The sequence below is a fragment of the Citricoccus sp. NPDC055426 genome (assembly GCF_040677445.1).
Taxonomy (GTDB): Bacteria; Actinomycetota; Actinomycetes; order Actinomycetales; family Micrococcaceae; genus Citricoccus.
Genome location: NZ_JBFARZ010000009.1, coordinates 111,557 through 128,660 on the forward strand (window position 1 = coordinate 111,557; position 17,104 = coordinate 128,660).

Annotated in this window: 13 protein-coding genes and 1 tRNA gene; 3 read left to right on the forward strand and 11 right to left on the reverse strand. The window is 71.3% G+C overall.

What is annotated here, in order from left to right:
* Positions 1-3 precede the first annotated feature (3 nt).
* The 3 genes from AB0K08_RS13040 to argS form a co-directional block, all read right to left on the reverse strand.
* Positions 4-1,392 carry a homoserine dehydrogenase gene (locus AB0K08_RS13040; RefSeq protein ID WP_363355124.1) on the reverse strand — a complete coding sequence of 463 codons (1,389 nt, stop codon included), beginning with the start codon at positions 1,390-1,392 and terminating at the stop codon, positions 4-6.
* A gap of 147 nt (positions 1,393-1,539) precedes the next feature.
* Positions 1,540-3,009 (reverse strand): diaminopimelate decarboxylase, encoded by a 1,470-nt coding sequence (gene lysA / locus AB0K08_RS13045; protein WP_363355125.1) that lies wholly within the window; start codon positions 3,007-3,009, stop codon positions 1,540-1,542.
* 2 nt (positions 3,010-3,011) lie between these two features.
* A complete protein-coding gene (gene argS / locus AB0K08_RS13050) occupies positions 3,012-4,664 on the reverse strand; it encodes an arginine--tRNA ligase (RefSeq protein ID WP_363355127.1) in 1,653 nt (550 codons plus the stop codon).
* A gap of 114 nt (positions 4,665-4,778) precedes the next feature.
* Between argS and AB0K08_RS13055 the strand changes: the two genes are divergently transcribed.
* Positions 4,779-4,854: transfer RNA gene (locus AB0K08_RS13055), tRNA-Arg, on the forward strand.
* Between the two features lie 10 nt (positions 4,855-4,864).
* Here the strand turns inward: AB0K08_RS13055 and AB0K08_RS13060 are convergent.
* On the reverse strand, positions 4,865-5,215 hold the full coding sequence (locus AB0K08_RS13060; RefSeq protein WP_363355129.1) for an META domain-containing protein: 351 nt from the start codon (positions 5,213-5,215) through the stop codon (positions 4,865-4,867).
* Between the two features lie 30 nt (positions 5,216-5,245).
* On the opposite strand from AB0K08_RS13060, the gene AB0K08_RS13065 reads away from it, so the two are divergent.
* Entirely contained in the window at positions 5,246-5,992 is a 747-nt protein-coding gene (locus tag AB0K08_RS13065) for a GNAT family N-acetyltransferase (RefSeq protein WP_363355131.1), read from the forward strand.
* A gap of 34 nt (positions 5,993-6,026) precedes the next feature.
* Here AB0K08_RS13065 and putP read toward each other — a convergent pair whose 3' ends face one another.
* From putP to AB0K08_RS13085, 4 genes are all read right to left on the reverse strand, one after another.
* Entirely contained in the window at positions 6,027-7,577 is a 1,551-nt protein-coding gene (putP, locus tag AB0K08_RS13070; RefSeq protein WP_363355133.1) for a sodium/proline symporter PutP, read from the reverse strand.
* Positions 7,578-7,670: 93 nt separating this feature from the next.
* The gene (locus tag AB0K08_RS13075) at positions 7,671-8,462 is read right to left on the reverse strand and encodes an ABC transporter ATP-binding protein (RefSeq protein WP_363355135.1); all 792 of its coding nucleotides are present in this window, start codon (positions 8,460-8,462) and stop codon (positions 7,671-7,673) included.
* Entirely contained in the window at positions 8,462-9,436 is a 975-nt protein-coding gene (locus tag AB0K08_RS13080) for an ABC transporter permease (protein WP_363355137.1), read from the reverse strand. Before AB0K08_RS13080 ends, AB0K08_RS13075 begins: the two co-directional genes overlap by 1 nt.
* Before the next feature lie 10 nt (positions 9,437-9,446).
* The gene (locus AB0K08_RS13085; RefSeq protein WP_363355139.1) at positions 9,447-10,478 is read right to left on the reverse strand and encodes an ABC transporter substrate-binding protein; all 1,032 of its coding nucleotides are present in this window, start codon (positions 10,476-10,478) and stop codon (positions 9,447-9,449) included.
* A gap of 312 nt (positions 10,479-10,790) precedes the next feature.
* Between AB0K08_RS13085 and hrpA the strand changes: the two genes are divergently transcribed.
* On the forward strand, positions 10,791-14,900 hold the full coding sequence (hrpA, locus tag AB0K08_RS13090) for an ATP-dependent RNA helicase HrpA (RefSeq protein ID WP_363355141.1): 4,110 nt from the start codon (positions 10,791-10,793) through the stop codon (positions 14,898-14,900).
* A gap of 14 nt (positions 14,901-14,914) precedes the next feature.
* On the opposite strand, the gene AB0K08_RS13095 is transcribed toward hrpA, so the two are convergent.
* From AB0K08_RS13095 to AB0K08_RS13105, 3 genes are all read right to left on the reverse strand, one after another.
* Positions 14,915-15,343, reverse strand: a complete 429-nt coding sequence (locus AB0K08_RS13095; RefSeq protein WP_363355142.1) for an HIT family protein — start codon at positions 15,341-15,343, stop codon at positions 14,915-14,917.
* A 128-nt stretch (positions 15,344-15,471) separates the two neighbouring features.
* Positions 15,472-16,407: a sulfurtransferase gene (locus AB0K08_RS13100; protein ID WP_363355144.1), complete on the reverse strand. Its 936-nt coding sequence runs from the start codon at positions 16,405-16,407 to the stop codon at positions 15,472-15,474.
* On the reverse strand, positions 16,395-17,075 hold the full coding sequence (locus tag AB0K08_RS13105; RefSeq protein WP_363355146.1) for an MBL fold metallo-hydrolase: 681 nt from the start codon (positions 17,073-17,075) through the stop codon (positions 16,395-16,397). The genes AB0K08_RS13100 and AB0K08_RS13105 overlap by 13 nt, the downstream gene beginning before the upstream one ends.
* Positions 17,076-17,104 lie beyond the last annotated feature (29 nt).

The window sequence follows — 17,104 nt, forward strand, 5'->3', positions numbered from 1 at the left end:
TGTTCAGTTCCCTTCGACTCGCAGGACCGAGACCACTTCGGTCACCGCGTCCAATTGCTCGAGGGCGACCACGGTGGCCGCCAGATCCTGTTCCTTCGCCTCGTGCGTGATGATCCGCAGGACCGACTCCGGCGCCTCGTCGGTGTACTCCTCCTCGGATTCCTCCGCCACGAGGTCGTCTTCGGCCAGCGGCACCTGCCGCATGGAGACGATCGAGACGCCGTGCTCTGCCACGGAGGAGGCGATCGCGGCCAGCACGCCGGGGCGGTCCGCCACGCGCAGCACCACCATGTAGCTCGTCCGGGCCTCCCCCACGGGCAGGGCCGGCACCACGGACTTCGGCGTATGGGTCCGTCCGGGGCCACCCCGGACCAGGCGGCGGGCGATGGAGACCATGTCCCCCATGACGGCGCTGGCCGTCGGGGCGCCGCCGGCGCCGGGTCCGTAGAACATCAGCTCACCGGCGTTCTCGGCCTCCACGAAGACGGCGTTGAAGGCCCCGCGCACGGCGGCCAGCGGGTGCTCCCGGGGCAGCAGGGTCGGGTGGACGCGCAGCACCGCCCCGGCCGTACCGTCGCCGGCGGTGATCCGCTCGGCGATCGCCAGCAGCTTGATGACGTAGCCGGCCTCGGAGGCCGCCTCGTTGTCCGCCGCCGTGATCCGGGTGATGCCCTCGCAGTGGACCTCGTCGATCCGGAACGGCGCGTGGAAGGCCAGGTTGGCGAGGATGGCGGCCTTGGCGGCGGCGTCATGGCCCTCGATGTCCGCCGTCGGGTCGGACTCCGCGTAGCCCAGGGCCTGGGCATCGGCGAGGGCGTCGTCGAAGGTGGCCCCCGTGGAGTCCATCTGATCCAGGATGTAGTTCGTGGTCCCGTTGGCGATGCCCATCACCCGGGTGACGGTGTCCCCGGCCAGGGAGTCCCGGAGCGGACGCAGGATCGGGATGGCCCCGGCCACCGAGGCCTCGAAGGAGAGCTGGGTGCCCGCCTCCGCGGCCGCCCGGAACAGTTCCGACCCGCTCTGGGCCAGCAGCGCCTTGTTGCCGGTGACGACGGCCGAGCCGTGGGCGATGGCGCGCTCGATGAGCGTCTTGGCCGGCTCGATGCCGCCCATCAGCTCCACCACGATGTCCGCGGAGTCCACGAGCGCCTCGGCGTCCGTGGTGTAGAGCTCACGGGGCAGCTGGTAGTCGCGGACACCGTCCGGGTTCCGGACGAAGACGCCGGCCAGCTCGAGGCGGGCCCCCACCCGGGCCGCCAGCATCTCGGCGTCCTCCGTGAGGATGCGGGCCACCTGGGAGCCGACGGTGCCGGCACCGAGCAGGGCGATCTTCAGAGCCTGGGGCGAGGCCTGCGGCGTGGCCTCGCGGGCGGCCGGGGTGGTGGCGGTCATGGTCCTCCGATGGTTCTGGTGCTCAGGTTCAGGCCGGACTCTACCGGCCGGATTCTGCAGCGCGTTCTCGACAGTTCATTCACGGCACATCGTTCACGACGGCCCGGTCGCTACGACCTCTGCAACCCGGTCTCGACGATCCGGCCTCTACAACCCGGTCTCGCGGGCGAAGAGGTCCTCCTCGGTCTCGCGCCGGATGATGACCCGGGCCGAGCCGTCCCGCACGGCGACGACGGCCGGACGGGTGAGCATGTTGTAGTTGCTGGACAGGGAGTGGCAGTACGCGCCCGTGGCGGGCACGGCCAGCAGGTCCCCGCGGCCCACGTCCTCGGGCAGGTAGGCGTCCTTGACCACGATGTCCCCGGATTCGCAGTGCTTGCCGACCACCCGGGAGAGCACGGCCTCGGCCGTGGAGGTCCGGGAGGCCAGGGCCACTGAGTAGTCCGCCTCATAGAGCACCGGCCGGGGGTTGTCACTCATGCCGCCGTCCACCGAGAGGTAGCGGCGGGAGTGGACCGTCTGGCCCCCCTGCCCCTCCTGAGCCGCCTGCTCCCCGGGAGCGTCCACCGTGACGGTCTTGCGTACGCCGGCCTCGTACAGGGTGAGCCCCGCCGGCCCGGAGATGGCCCGGCCCGGCTCGATCGAGATCCGGGGGCAGTCCATCCCCAACTCCTGACAGGCGGCCCGCACCACGCCGGCCAGCGTGGTGGCGATGTCCGCCGGGGCCCGGGGGGAGTCGGCGGCCGTGTACGCGATCCCGTGGCCGCCGCCCAGGTCCAGTTCCTCCAGCGCGACGCCGTGCTCGGCCTCGATCTCGGCGAGGAAGCCCAGCAGTTTGCGGGCGGCGACGCCGAAACCGTCGGCCTCGAAGATCTGGGAGCCGATGTGGCAGTGCAGCCCCCGCAGGTCGATGGACCCGGCCGCCAGGGCCCGCGCCACGGCCTGACCCGCCTGGCTGGCCGGGCCGCCCGCCATCGAGAGCCCAAACTTCTGGTCCTCATGGGCCGTGGCGATGAACTCATGGGTGTGGGCGTGCACCCCCGGGGTCAGTCGGAGCATGACCGGGGCCACCGCGCCGGACTCCGCGGCCAGCTCGGCGAGCCGGTCCAGCTCATCCAGGGAGTCGACCACGATGCGCCCCACCCCGGCGGCCAGGGCACGGCGCATCTCCGCGTCGGACTTGTTGTTGCCGTGCAGCCCGATATGGGCGGGGTCGACTCCGGCGCGCAGCGCGGTGGCCATCTCCCCTCCGGAGGCGGTGTCCAGGCGCAGGCCCTCCTCGGCGACCCAGCGCGCGGCAGAGGTGCACAGGAAGGACTTGCCCGCGTAGTACACGTCCACTCCCCCGCAGAGGTCGGCGAAGGCCTCGTTGAAGGCGTCCCGGAAGGCCCGGGCGCGGGCGCGGAAGTCGTCCTCGTCCAGCACCAGCAGCGGTGTGCCGTAGTCCCGTGCGAGCTGGGAGGCGCTCAACCCCTGGACGGCGATCTCGCCGTCGTGGTTCCGCTGCACGCCGGCGGCCCAGAGCTTGGTGACCAGCGCATTCGGGTCCGCGGGGTACTCGAGCCACGCGGGGGCCAGGGGTGAGGCGCCGGCAGTTGAAGCAGTTGAGGCATTCATGCTCACATCCGTTCCGGGGCGCTGACGCCCAGCAGGTCGAGTCCGTTGGCGAGCACCTGGGCGGTGGCCTCGTTCAGCCACAGGCGGGTGCGGTTGGTGTGCGTGATCTCCCCGGTGCCCTCGTCCGTGGTCGCCGGGACGATCCGGCACGCGGCGTACCAGGAGTGGTACGCGCCGGCCAGGACCTCGAGGTGGCGGGCCACCCGGTGGGGCTCGCGGAGCTGCGCCGCGGTCGCCACGATCGAGGGGAACTCCCCCAGCCGGGCCAGCAGGTCCGATTCCGTCGGGTGCGTGAGCAGGGCGGCGTCGAAGGCGGACCGGTCGACGCCGGCCGCCTCGGCCGTGCGCGACGCCCCCTTGGACCGGGCGTGGGCGTACTGCACGTAGAAGACCGGGTTGTCGTTGGTCCTGGAGGTCAGGATCTCCGGGTCGATGGTGATCGGGGAATCCGCCGGGTACCGGGCCAGCGAGTAGCGCAACGCGTCCGCGCCCAGCCACTCGACCAGGTCCTTGAGCTCGATGATGTTGCCGGCCCGCTTGGACAGCTTGGCCCCGTTGACGGAGATGAGCTGGCCGATGAGCACCTCGATGTTGCGCTGCGGGTCGTCCCCGGCGCAGGCGGCGATGGCCTTGAGGCGGCCCACGTACCCGTGGTGGTCGGCGCCCAGCAGGTAGATCTTCTCGGTGAAGCCGCGGTCCTTCTTGGACAGGTAGTAGGCGGCGTCCGCCGCGAAGTAGGTCGGCTCACCGTTCGCACGGATCAGCACGCGGTCCTTGTCGTCGCCGAAGTCCGTGGTGCGCAGCCAGACGGCGCCGTCCCGGTCCTCGATATGGCCCTGCTCACGCAGGCGTTGCACCGCGCCCTCGATGGCGCCGGAGGAGTGCAGCTGCTGCTCGGAGAACCAGACGTCGAAGTGCACGCCGAAGGCCTCCAGGGTGTCCCGGATGTCCCGCATCTGCAGCTCGTAGGCGGACTCGCGGATGATCGGCAGGGCCGCCTGCTCGGTGAGGGTCTTCAGGTCAGGGTGGGCGGCGGAGACCTGCCGGGCCAGGTCCTGGATGTACTCGCCGGGGTACCCGCCCTCCGGCACGGGCAGCCCGTGCAGCCGGTGATGGACGGACTGGGCGAACACGTTCATCTGGTGGCCGGCGTCGTTGATGTAGTACTCGGCCGTGACCTCGGCGCCCGAGGCGCGCAGCAACCGGGAGACGGCGTCGCCGAGCGCGGCCCAGCGGGTGTGGCCGATGTGCAGCGGCCCGGTGGGGTTGGCGGAGACGAACTCCATGTTCACCACGTGACCGGCCAGGGCGGTGTTGCGGCCGTACCCGGCGCCGGCCTCCACCACCGTGCGGGCCAGTTCACCGGCGGCCGCAGCGTCCAGGGTGATGTTCAGGAATCCGGGCCCGGCGATGTCCACGCCGGCGATGCCGGGGACCCGGCGCAGTCGGGTGGCCAGCAGCGCGGCCAGGTCACGGGGGGCCAGGCCGGCCTGCTTGCCCAGTTGCATGGCCGCATTGGTGGCCCAGTCGCCGTGCTCTCGGTTCTTGGGCCGTTCCACCTTCAAGGTGGCGGGAACCGCAACCGAGATCTCGCCGGCGTCGACGGCATCCTGCAGGCACGTGGTCAGGGCTGTGGAAAGGTCTTCGGGGGTCACCCGCAACAGTCTAATGTTCCGGCGGGCCCCCGCCGTCAACGCACCGGGTTTTCGCCACGGCCACCGATGCGGTAGGGTGACACAGTCCGATCGGCACGCCGGTCACGGACCCCCGCCTCCGTAGCTCAGGGGATAGAGCGTCTGCCTCCGGCGCAGAAGGCCGCAGGTTCGATTCCTGCCGGGGGCACCATCATGTGACATCAGCTGAGGCCCGTCGCGGTCTCCTGCCGCTCCAGCACCCCGATCACGTCACCGGCGGCGTTGCTGATCTCCAGCCGTCCGCCCGCCGGATCCCGGACCCACCGGGCTGCTACCGCCCCGAGCAACCAGGTGTCCACGTCGCGGCAGAACATCATGGTCGAGACCAGGCGTCCGAACTCGAGCCGATCCCCCGCCGTTCCCGCCACCGTCCACTGGCCCATCAGCCGGTTGCACCCGTCTGACCCGTACAGCCGCCCCCCGGCGTCGAAGCCGAGCCACGGCTGCCCGGGCGCATCGGATCCCCAGCGGTGTTCCGTCAACTCGTCCATCCGGCCGGCCAGCTCTTCCATCCGACCAGCGTAGGGGCAGAGCATGCAGCCATGACCGAAGAGCCACAGATCCAGCGCACCACCGGCAGGGGCGAGGCCTTGGCGTTCATCGTCGCCTGCCAGCAGGACCCCGCAGCCTCGACGGCCTACCTGGGCGAGGACCCCGCCGGGATCGAGGCCGAGTTGGACGGACTGGACCGGCCGTGGCTGGCCGGCTGGCGTGCGGTCCGCTCCGGTGGCCGAGACGACGGTGAGATCCTCGCCGCGTGCACGGTGGACTGGGACGCCGAGCCCTCCATGGCCTGGATCCACGGCCTCTGGGGTGCGCCCGACGCGGTCGAGCGGCACGGGCCCGCCCTCCTGGCGGCGATCGACCGTCAGCTCCCCGCGGACATCACCCACGTGGAGCTGTGCGGACACCTGGCGAACACGGCCCTGGCCGCCCTCGCGGATCGGCTCGGCTTCAGCGCCACCGAGGTGAACCTTGCCCTCGTGGCCTCCGCCGCCCAGGCCTCCGCCTGGGCCCTGCCCGACGCCGGCCCGGCACCCGGGGTGCGCATCCGGCGGATGGTGCCGGCCGACGTCGTGCTCCTGGATCCGCTGCACGCCGCGGAATTCGGCGCGGCGTACGCGACGGCCGCCCAGCTGGCCTCGGCCTATCACACGGTGGTGGCGGAGGGCCCTGCCGGGGCGCTGCTGGGCTATGCGGCCGGGACGCTGCAGGACGACGGGCAGGCCTACATGGACTTCACCGCGGTGGCCCCGCCCGCGCGCCGGCAGATGAGCGGCGTCAGGTGAACGGCGCCAGGTGAGCGGCGTCAGGTGAACGGCGTCAGCGGAGCGGCGCGACGTGCTCCTTGCCCTTGGACACGGCCACGGCCTCGTCGAACTCGGCGCTGATCTCGGCGGTCGCCTCGGCGGCAGCAGCGTCCTTCGGGCGCTGCGTCGACAGCGAGACGACGGTCCCGACGATCGCGGCGAGCACGAAGCCGGGCACGATCTCGTACATCTGGAACATCCCACCCCAGGCCTCGTCCGGCATGTTGCCCCACCAGAACACGATCACGGCACCGACCACGAGGGAGGACAATGCGCCCCAGTTGTTGAACCCCTTCCAGAACAGCGCGAGGATCACGATCGGACCGAAGGAGGCGCCGAAGCCGGCCCAGGCGAAGGCCACGAGATCCAGCACGCTCGCCTCGGGGTCCAAGGCGATGAGGATGGCGACCACGGCCACGACGATCACGCCACCCCGTCCCAGCCACAGCTCCGTCCGGGCGCTGGCCTTGCGGCCGAAGAGCTTGTAGAGGTCCTCCACGAGGGCGGAGGAGCACACGATCAGCTGGGAGGAGATCGTGGACATGACGGCCGCCAGCACGGCGGCCAGCACCAGGCCGGCCACGAAGGGGTGGAACAGGATCTGGGACAGCAGCAGGAACACGGTCTCCGGGTCGTCGATGGTGAGGTCCGGGTTCGCCTGGAAGTAGGCGATGCCGACCAGTGCGGTCATGACGGCGCCGAAGGCGCACAGGGCCATCCAGGTGATGCCGATGCGGCGGCCCACCACGGCGTCCTTGGAGGAGCGCAGTGCCATGAACCGGACGATGATGTGCGGCTGCCCGAAGTAGCCCAGTCCCCAGGCCAGCGCCGAGATGACCCCAACCCCGGTGGCATTGGCCACGAAGGACAGACGGTTCGTGCCCTCTCCCAGCGCGGCGTCTGCCGTGCGGATGGAGTCGACCATCTCGCCCCAGCCGCCGATGTTGATGATCGCCACGATCGGGACCGCCATCAGGGCCGCGAACATGAGCAGGCCCTGGACCACGTCCGTCAGGGAGGCGCCGAGGAATCCGCCGAACAGGGTGTAGACCAGGGTGACCCCCGCCACCAGGAACATGCCGGCCAGGTAGGTCGAGCCGAAGGAGGACTCGAAGAACTTGCCGCCGGCCACCATGCCGGAGGACACGTAGAAGGTGAAGTAGACCAGCACGATGGCGCCGGCCACGATCCGCAGCATGTGGCTGCGGTCGCGGAACCGGTTCTCCAGGAACGAGGGGATGGTGATGGAGTTCCGGGAGACCTCCGTGTAGGCCCGCAGGCGCGGGGCGATGAACTTCCAGTTCAGCCACGCACCGATGGTCAGGCCGACCGCGATCCAGGCCTCGACCAGGCCGAAGGCGTAGATGGCGCCCGGCAGGCCCAGCAGCAGCCAGCCGGACATGTCCGAGGCGCCGGCGGACAGGGCCGCGACGAAGGGCGGCAGCCGGCGGCCCGCCAGCATGTAGTCGTCGAGGTCGTTGTTCTTCCGGGAGGCGTAGAACCCGATGGCCAGCATGGCCGCGAAGTACAACAGGATGGCTATGAGTTTGAAGGTCGTATCCATGGGATCCTCATCAGGGGTGCGTCTGCGAGTGGGATGGCGAGTGGGATGCTGTCACCCTTCCACGCGGGGCCGCGGATCACCAGACGGCGTGCCCTACTGCAGCAGGGTCTTGTCGTCCAGGGCGGCGCCCTTGATCTTCTCGAACTCCCCCAGCAGGTCACGCACCGTCTTGCCGCGCTTCTGCTCCTCGTCGAGGTCGAGGATGATCCGGCCGTCATGCATCATGACCAGGCGGTTGCCCACGCGCAGCGCCTGCTCCATGTTGTGGGTGACCATCAGGGTGGTCAGCTTCCGGTCCGTGACGATCTGTTCGGTCAGCCGGGTCACGAGCTCGGCCCGCTGGGGATCGAGGGCGGCGGTGTGCTCGTCCAGCAGCAGGATCCGCGGATCCGAGAACGTGGCCATCAGCAGGCTGAGGGCCTGCCGCTGACCGCCGGAGAGCAGTCCGACCTTGGCCTTGAGCCGGTTCTCCAGGCCCAGCTCCAGCACGGCCAGCTCCGTGGCGAAGCGACGGCGCTTGGCGGCGGTGACCCCGCGGGCGAACAGCCGGGAGGCACCGCGCTTGTCCGCGATCGCCATGTTCTCCTCGATGGACAGGTGCGGGGCGGTGCCCGCCATCGGGTCCTGGAAGACCCGGCCCACGAGGGCCGCCCGCCGGTGGTCCGGGAGCTTGGTGACGTTGCGCCCGTCCACCGTGACGGTGCCGGTGTCCGGCGCCAGCTCGCCGGAGATGACGTTGAGCACCGTGGACTTGCCGGCACCGTTGGAGCCGATGACCGTGACGAAGTCGCCCTCGGCCAGGTGCAGGTCGATGCCGCGCAGGGCGCGGCGCTCGTTGACGGTGCCCGGGAAGAAGGTCTTGTCGACCTGGGTCAGACTCAGCATCAGCGGGTCCCTCCGCTCGTGGAACCGGCGGCGGAATCAGTCACCGGGGCGGGGGACGACGCCGGCGCCTCGGCTCCCGCGGCGGCCGCACTGTCCGGGTCGGCCCGGTTGACCAGCGACTTCCGACGCCGGAAGAACGGCAACTGGGGCACGACCAGGGCGATGACCACCAGCACGGCCGAGATGAGCTTCATGTCGTTCGGGTCCAGCCCGGCCATGAGGGCCAGCTGGATGGCCACCCGGTAGAGCACCGAGCCGAGGATGACGGCCATCACGGCGACCAGGATCGTGCGGGTGCCGAGGATGGCCTGGCCGACGATCACGGAGGCGAGACCGGCGATGATCAGGCCGATGCCCATGCCGATGTCCGCGAAGCCCTGGTACTGGGCGACCACGGCCCCGCTGAGGCCGACGAGCCCGTTGGACAGCGCGAGCCCCAGGATCTTCTGGTTGTCCGTGTTCACCCCGTAGGAGCGGATCATCTTCTCGTTGTCCCCCGTGGCCTGCAGGGCCAGGCCGAGGTCGGTGTGCAGGAACCACACCAGGGCCAGGCCCAACAGGATGGCCACGGCGGCGAAGATGCCGATGGATCCCCATCCGCCCATCAGCCCGGCGTCCTTGAGCGGGGTGACGGCGGTCTCCTCCCCCAGCAGGGGGATGTTGGGCCCGGCCATGATCCGCAGGTTGACCGAGTAGAGCGCGATCTGGGTCAGGATGCCCGCCAACAGGCCGTTGATGCGCCCCTTGGTGTGCAGCAGCCCGGTGATGACCCCAGCCAGGAACCCCGCCCCGAAGGCCATCAGGAACGTCAGATACGGGTTGACCCCGTTGGTGATCGAGATGGCGGCGACCGCGGCCCCCGTGGTGAACGAACCGTCCACCGTCAGGTCCGGGAAGTCCAGGATGCGGAAGGTCACGTAGACCCCGAGGGCCATGATCGCGTAGATCACGCCCAGTTCGATGGCGGTGGTCATGGGTGGCTGCCTACTCCCCGCCCACCACGTGGTCGGCCTCGTCGAGGACCGACTGCGGGATGTCGACCCCCATCGACTCGGCGGCCTCGGGGTTCACGTACAACTCGGGCTCGGTCAACGTCTCGACCGGCATGGTGGCCGGATCGGCGCCCTCGGTCAGGATGCGGACGGCCATCTCGGCGGTCTGGGCCCCGAGCTTCTCGTAGCTGAGGCCGTAGGTGGCCACGCCGCCGCGCGCCACGGAATCACCCTCGGCGGGGATCAGCGGGATCTGGCGGTCCTGCGCCACCCCGATCAGGGTCTCCAGGGCGGTCACGACTGCGTTGTCCGTGGGCACGTAGATGGCGTCGACGTCCGACAGCGAGCTCGCGGCCTGCTGCACCTCCGAGGAGTTGGAGACGGTGGCCTCGACGATCTGAAGGCCGAGCTCCTCGGCGGCCTCCTTGGCCCATTCCACCTGGATCTCGGAGTTGGCCTCGCCGGAGGAGTAGACGATGCCGACCCGTTCGGCCTCGGGGTCCAGCTCGGTCAGCAGCGTCAGCTGCTCCAGGACCGGGTTCGCGTCCGAGGTGCCCGTGACGTTGCCGCCCGGGGCCTCATTTGACTCGACGAGCTTGGCGCTCACCGGGTCGGTGACGGCCGTGAACAGCACCGGCACGTTGGTGACGGCCTGGGCCGCGGCCTGGGCGGCCGGGGTCGCGATGGCCAGCACGAGGTCGTAGTCGCCCGAGGCGAAGGTGCCGGCGATCGTGTTGGCGGTCGCCTGGTCACCCTGGGCGTTCTGGACGTCCAGGGTGACGTCCAGCCCGGACTCCTCGATCCCGGCTTCGAAGCCCTCGAGGGCCGCGTCCAGGGAGGCATGCGACACCAGCTGCGAGACGCCGATGGTGTAGGACTCGGCGGCGGCCTCGCTGCCGTTGCCCTGCGGCTCGGCGTCTCCGCCGCCACCGTCGGCGCCGCCGCAGGCGGTCAGGGCGAGGGCGGTCACGGCCAAGACGGCACCACCGCGCAGTCGGGTGCGGGTTCTCTGACTGGCGAGCATGAGGGGGTCCTTTCACCACCGCGTACCCCGGCCAGGCGCGGATGCGCCGGTGCGGGGATGATCCGGAGTACGACGGTATCCCACGATAGACGTGTCGGCCGCCACACGGCACCCATGCCACGCGTCCGGCGCCCATGGCCCGTGAATTCTGGACGTGACGAAGGTCACCATCGGTTCCGAGGCGGATTCGTCCACGCAGCGGGCCCCACACGGCGCTTCCCGTCCGCTCCCGGCAGATCCTCCGCTCGGAGGCGCCCCCGCACCCCCCGCCGGCTGGGCGGTTCAGGCGACCCCCGTAGACTGGCCGATGCCATGTCCGACGCCTCCGCCGCCCCCGACTCCCCGCCCCGCCCCCCACTCCGCCTGGAGTACCCGCCGAACCTGCCGGTGTCCGCCGAACGGGACACCATCATGGACACCATCCGGGACCACCAGGTCGTGATCGTGGCCGGCGAGACGGGCTCGGGCAAGACCACCCAGCTGCCCAAGATGCTCCTCGAGCTGGCGCAGCAGGGCGTCCTGGACGCGTCCAAGATGATCGGGCACACCCAGCCCCGGCGCCTCGCCGCCCGCTCGGTGGCCGAACGCATCGCCCAGGAGATGGGCACCGAGATCGGCGCCGACGTCGGCTATCAGGTCCGGTTCACGTCCCAGACCTCGGTTCAGACCCGCCTCAAGGTCATGACGGACGGCATCCTGCTCGCCGAGATCCAGCACGATCCGATGCTGAGCCGATACGCGGCGATCGTCATCGACGAGGCCCACGAGCGCAGCCTCAACATCGACTTCCTCCTCGGATACCTCAAGCGACTCGTCCCGCAGCGCCCGGACCTGCGCGTCATCATCACCTCGGCGACCATCGACCCGGAGTCCTTCGCCGCGCATTTCGCCCGGCCGGCCACGGCCGGCGCGCAGTCCGACGGCGCCACACCCGAGCCCGCGCCCGTCATCGAGGTCTCCGGCCGCACCTACCCGGTCGAGATCCGCTACCGGCCCCTGCAGACCCCGCGCCCCGAGCACGATCCGGATGATCCGGACGACGAGGCCGCCGCCCGGGAGGCGGACGGCGAGGACGACCGGGACCCCGTGGATGCCGTCTGCGACGCCGTCGACGAGCTCTCCCGGGAGCCCGACGGGGACATCCTGGTGTTCTTCTCCGGCGAGCGCGAGATCCGCGATGCCGCCGAGGCGCTCGCCCCCCGCGTCGCGGCCAACCGGCGCCTCGGCGACGCGGAGATCCTGCCGCTGTACGGCCGGCTCTCCATGGCCGAGCAGCACCGGGTCTTCTCCCCGGGGCGGGCCCGGCGCATCGTGCTGGCCACCAACGTGGCCGAGACCTCGTTGACCGTGCCGGGGATCAAGTACGTCATCGACACCGGCACGGCGCGCATCTCCCGGTACTCGCACCGCACCAAGGTCCAGCGGCTGCCGATCGAGCGCATCAGCCAGGCCAGCGCCAACCAGCGTTCGGGCCGTGCGGGGCGTACCTCGGACGGGATCGCGATCCGGCTGTACTCCGAGGAGGACTTCGCGTCCCGGCCGGAGTTCACGGACCCGGAGATCCTGCGCACGAACCTCGCGGCCGTCATCCTGCAGATGTGCTCCATGGGCGTGGCCCGCACCCCGGCCGACGTCGGCGACTTCCCCTTCCTGCAGCCGCCGGACTCCCGGCAGGTCACCGACGGCGCGAACCTGCTGACCGAACTCGGCGCGCTGAACTCGGGCCGACCGGACGGGACGGGGCGTTCCTACCCCCAGGGCACCATCACCCCGGTCGGGCGGAAGCTGGCCCGGCTGCCCGTGGACCCGCGCCTGGGGCGGATGATCGTGGAGTCCGGAGAGCGCGGCTGCGTGCGTGAGGTCATGGTCCTGGCGGCGGCCCTGACGATCCAGGACCCGCGCGAGCGCCCCACCGAGCAGCGGGCCCAGGCAGACGAGATGCACGCCCGGTTCAAGGACGAGAACTCGGACTTCTCCTCCCTGCTGAACCTGTGGGCCTATCTGCGTCAGCAGCAGAAGGAGCTCTCCGGGAACCAGTTCCGCCGGATGTGCCGTTCCGAGCACATCAACTACCTGCGGGTGCGGGAGTGGCAGGACCTGGTGCAGCAGCTGCGCCAGCTGGCCAAGCCCCTGGGGATCTCGGTGTCCGCAGGGCCGGTGGATCCGGTGGGCCAGCACGAGCCGGTCCACCGCTCCCTGCTGACGGGCCTGCTGTCCCACATCGGGGCGTGGGACGAGCGCCGACGCGACTACCAGGGCGCGCGCAACACCCGGTTCGCGGTGTTCCCCGGCTCGGCGCTGTTCAAGAAGCGCCACGCGTTCGTGATGGCCGCCGAGTTGGTGGAGACCTCCCGGCTGTGGGCTCGCATGGTGGCGAAGATCGACCCGCTGTGGGCGGTGGACGCGGCCGGTGCCTTGGCCAAGCGGACCTACAACGAGCCCCACTGGTCCAGGCGCTCCGGCTCGGTGGTGGCCCGGGAGAAGGTCACCCTCTTCGGCCTCACCCTCATCCCGGACCGGCAAGTGCAGTTCTGGCGGATCGATCCGGCCGGCTCCCGCGAGCTGTTCATCCGCCACGCCCTCGTGGAGGGCGATTGGAAGACCCGGCACCACTTCTTCGCCCGCAACCGCCGGGCGCTGGCCGAGGTGGAGGACCTCGAGACGCGGCTGCGGCGCCGCGACCTGCGCGTCTCCGACCAGGACCTGTTCGACTTCTACGACGCCCGGCTCCCGGCCACCGTGGTCTCCGAGCGGCACTTCGACTCCTGGTGGAAGAAGACCCGCCAGCAGGCCCCGGACCTGCTCGACTTCGACCCGGAGTCGCTGCTGGCCGTGGACACCGGGGAGTTGGACACGGCCCAGTTCCCCACCGTGTTCCACCACCCCACCGCCGGCGGCGGGATCGACCTGGCGCTGTCCTATGACTTCAACCCCGCGGCCGGTGCCGGGGAATCGGACGGCATCACCGTCACGATCCCGGTGCTGATGCTGAACCAGATGGACCCGGAGCGGTTCCGCTGGCTCGTGCCGGGCCTGCGCGTGGAGCTGGTGACGGCCCTGATCCGCTCGCTGCCCAAGGCGGTGCGGAAGAACTTCGTGCCGGCCCCGGACGTGGCGCGCGCCGCCGTCGAGCAGCTGGCACAGGAGGCCGACCCGGCCACGGACGGGTTGCTGCCGTCCCTCGAACTGGCCCTGCGCCGGATGAAGGGCGTGCTGATCCCGCCGGGCTCCTGGGACCTGGCGGCCGTCCCCGCGCACCTGGTGCCGGACTACCGCGTGGAGGATGCCCGCGGGGCCATCATCGGCGCCGGTCAGGACCTGGCCGCCCTGCAGGACCGGCTCGCCGGGGCGAACCGCTCGGCGATCGCCGACTCCCTGGCCCGGGCCTCCCGGGACGGCGGCCCACCGGACGGGCACCGGCCGGAGCAGCAGGGGCCCGACGGCGGCGCCCCCTCCCCCGCGAACCTCGCCCCGGGTGCCCGGCCGGCCCACGCGTCAGGGGCCGACGCCCCGGCCCTCGCGGCATTCGACGAGCGGCACGGCCTGGACGACTGGACCGTCGGGGACATCCCGCGGAAGGTCGACACGACGGTCCGCGCGGGCGCCGGCACCCAGCAGATCACCGGCTACCCGGCCCTGACGCCGGAGACCGGCCCGTCCGGCGCACCGGCCGCGGGGTTGACCGTGTTCCGCACCGAGGCGGAACAACAGGCCGCACACCGGGCCGGCGTCGTGAACCTGCTGTTGGCGCTGGTCCCCAGCCCGCGGCGCTACGTCCTGGACCACCTGGACCAGCGGGAGAAGCTGATGTTCACGCAGAACCCGCACGGCTCGGTGGACGAGGTGATCGCCGACTGCACCCGGGCGGCCGTGGACCGCCTGGTGCCCGAGTCCCCGCCGTTCACCGAGGCCCAGTTCCGCGCGCTGTCCACCACGGTGCGGGCGGAGTTGATCGAGACCGTCTTCACCGTCACGGCGCTGGTGGCCCAGGTCCTCGCGCTCGCCACCGGAGTCCGCAAGGAGCTCAAGGGCACGGTCTCGCTGGCCATGGCCCCGGCGCTGAACGACATCAAGGCCCAGCTGGACCAGCTCGTGTTCGACGGCTTCATCGCGGCCACGGGCTGGGCGCACCTGCAGCACCTGCCCCGATACCTGCAGGGCATGCAGCGGCGGATCGAGAAGCTCACGGCGGGCGGGCACGTGCAGCGGGACTCCCGGGACATGGCCGTGGTCCAGCAGCTGGAGGATGCCTTCGACGCCGCCGTGGCCTCGCTGCCGGCCGGGCGGGCCGTGACGCCCGCCCTGGACTCGGTGCGCTGGCTGATCGAGGAGTTGCGGGTCAGCTACTTCGCCCAGGACCTGGGCACGGCCGTCTCCGTCTCGGAGAAGCGGGTGCGCCAGGCCCTGAAGGCGGCGGTGTAGTCAGGTCTCCGTTGTCAGGCCTCAGGCACGAACTCGGCGTGTCCGGCCACCCGGAGCCCGGCGCGGATCCTCTCGGCGGCCTCGTCGAGGTCGGCCGGTTCCGGGTGGTTGTCCACCTGGTCCAGGTCGAAGTCGTCCAACGAGTTGGAGGGCCAGACGTGCACGTGCAGGTGCGGGACCTCGTAGCCGGCCACCATCAGCCCGGCGCGCTGGGCGTCGAAGGCCTGGACCTGGACCGTGCCGATGGCCTGGGCCACCCGGACCAGGTGGGACACGAGCTCCGGCTCCGCCTCCGTCCACTTGTCGACCTCGGCGCGCGGCACCACCAGGGTGTGCCCGTGGGTCAGCGGTCCGATGGACAGGAACGCCACGCACGTCTCGTCCTTCCAGACGAAGCGGCCGGGCAGTTCCCCGTTGATGATGCGGGTGAAGACGGTGGTCATGGTGTGTCCTCCTGGCGGGTCCTGGGCTGGCTGTTTCTGGGCTGGCTCTCTCTGATCCGGCTGTCTCCGGCTCAGTGCTGCCTCGATCCTGCCCCGCGGGACCGGCATCGGTCCACGCGGTGCGGGTGTCACGGCCGGTCCCCGGTGGCCACGGGCCGCCCGGGGGTGTTCGACCAGGCCGACCACGAGCCCGGGAACAGGGCCGCCGGGATCCCCGCCACCTGCAGCGCGGCGATCTCGTGGGCGGCGCTCACGCCGGAGCCGCAGTAGGCGCCCACGGTGCCGGCCCGGTGCGCCCCCAGCTGGCGGAACCTCTCATGGAGTTCCTCGGCCGGGCGGAAGCGGCCGGTGTGGTCCACGTTGTCCAGGGTCGGTGCGTTGATGGCCCCGGGGATGTGCCCGGCCCGGGGGTCCAGCGGCTCGGTCTCCCCGCGGTAGCGTTCCGCGGCCCGGGCATCCAGCAGCACGCCCTGGCCGGGCAGGGCCGCGGCGCCCTCCAGGTCCAGCACCGGCATCTGGCCCCACGAGGTCCGCGCCGTCCCGGGCCGCGGGATGACGTCGCCGGCCTGCAGCGGCAGGTTGGCGGCCCGCCATGCGGACAGGCCGCCGTCGAGCAGGTAGACCGAGGTGATCCCGGCGTGCCGCAGCAGCCACCAGGCCCGCGCCGCGGAGGTGCCGTGGGCGTCGTCGTAGACCACCACCGTGTCCCCGTCGTTGAGTCCGAGCATCCGGACGGTGTCCCCGAACCGGGCGGGGTCGGGCAGCGGGTGCCGCCCCTCACGGGGACCGTCGTGACCGGCCAATTGGCTGTTCATGCTGACGTACACGGCCCCGGGGATGTGCCCGCGCAGGTACTCCTCATGGCCGGTGCCGGCGCCCAGTGCGGTCCACCGGACGTCCAGGACCTTGAGGGTGTCCGCCGCCGGTGCGGGGTCCGCGGCCACGAAGCCGGGGGCCGGAGCTGCGGCCGGTGGAGCTGCGGTGCGGCGCCCCTGCCAGGCGGCGAGCACGGCCACGTCCACGAGCACGGGGGGCCGGGGGGCCTCGCCCGTCAACCGATCCACGTGGACTCCCCCTCCTCCAACACCGTCAGGGCGGAGCCGTAGCGCTCGGCGAAGGTGCCGGCATGCCGGCGGTACATGGGCAGGCCGCGGTCGTTGAGCAGGCCGTCATGCACCGGGATCACCTGCCGCGCCCGCACCGCGGTGATGAAGTCCAGCATCTCCGAGAGTTTGCTCCACGGTGCGCTCAGCGGCACCAGCACGGTGTCCGGGGCCGGGCCGGAGGGGACGATATAGCTGTCCCCCGGGTGGTAGACGAGGTCGTCGAGGATGTACCCGGTGTTGGCGACCACGGGGATCTGCGGGTGGATCACGGCATGCTGGCCGCCCACCGTGCGGACCGCGAAGCCGGCCGCCTCGAACTGCTCCCCGGGGCCGGCGGTGATGATCCGCGCGGCGTCCAGGCCGGCCGCCACGGCGGCCTCGGCCAGGCGGGCCGCGGGAGCCGCGGGTGCATGGACCGTCACGGAGGGCTGCGCGGCGAGGTACTCCAGGACGGGTCCGGAGTCCAGGTGGTCGGCGTGCTCGTGGGTCACGAGGATGTGTTCGGCCCCTTCGAGGGCCGCGGGGACATCGGTGAAGGAGCCGGGATCGATCACCAGGCGCCGTCCGGACTTCTCCAGCCGGATGCAGGCATGTCCGTACTTGGTCAACGTCGTCTCAGTAGGCACCGGACCACCCTATCCCGGACCGTGCCTCC

Bases quoted from the DNA above. Each gene is read 5' to 3' on its own strand.
- AB0K08_RS13040 (WP_363355124.1), bottom strand. From the start codon at position 1,392: ATGACCGCCACCACCCCGGCCGCCCGCGAGGCCACGCCGCAGGCCTCG.
- lysA (WP_363355125.1), bottom strand. From the start codon at position 3,009: ATGAATGCCTCAACTGCTTCAACTGCCGGCGCCTCACCCCTGGCCCCC.
- AB0K08_RS13060 (WP_363355129.1), bottom strand. From the start codon at position 5,215: ATGGAAGAGCTGGCCGGCCGGATGGACGAGTTGACGGAACACCGCTGG.
- AB0K08_RS13065 (WP_363355131.1), top strand. From the start codon at position 5,246: ATGACCGAAGAGCCACAGATCCAGCGCACCACCGGCAGGGGCGAGGCC.
- putP (WP_363355133.1), bottom strand. From the start codon at position 7,577: ATGGATACGACCTTCAAACTCATAGCCATCCTGTTGTACTTCGCGGCC.
- AB0K08_RS13075 (WP_363355135.1), bottom strand. From the start codon at position 8,462: ATGCTGAGTCTGACCCAGGTCGACAAGACCTTCTTCCCGGGCACCGTC.
- AB0K08_RS13080 (WP_363355137.1), bottom strand. From the start codon at position 9,436: ATGACCACCGCCATCGAACTGGGCGTGATCTACGCGATCATGGCCCTC.
- AB0K08_RS13085 (WP_363355139.1), bottom strand. From the start codon at position 10,478: ATGCTCGCCAGTCAGAGAACCCGCACCCGACTGCGCGGTGGTGCCGTC.
- hrpA (WP_363355141.1), top strand. From the start codon at position 10,791: ATGTCCGACGCCTCCGCCGCCCCCGACTCCCCGCCCCGCCCCCCACTC.
- AB0K08_RS13095 (WP_363355142.1), bottom strand. From the start codon at position 15,343: ATGACCACCGTCTTCACCCGCATCATCAACGGGGAACTGCCCGGCCGC.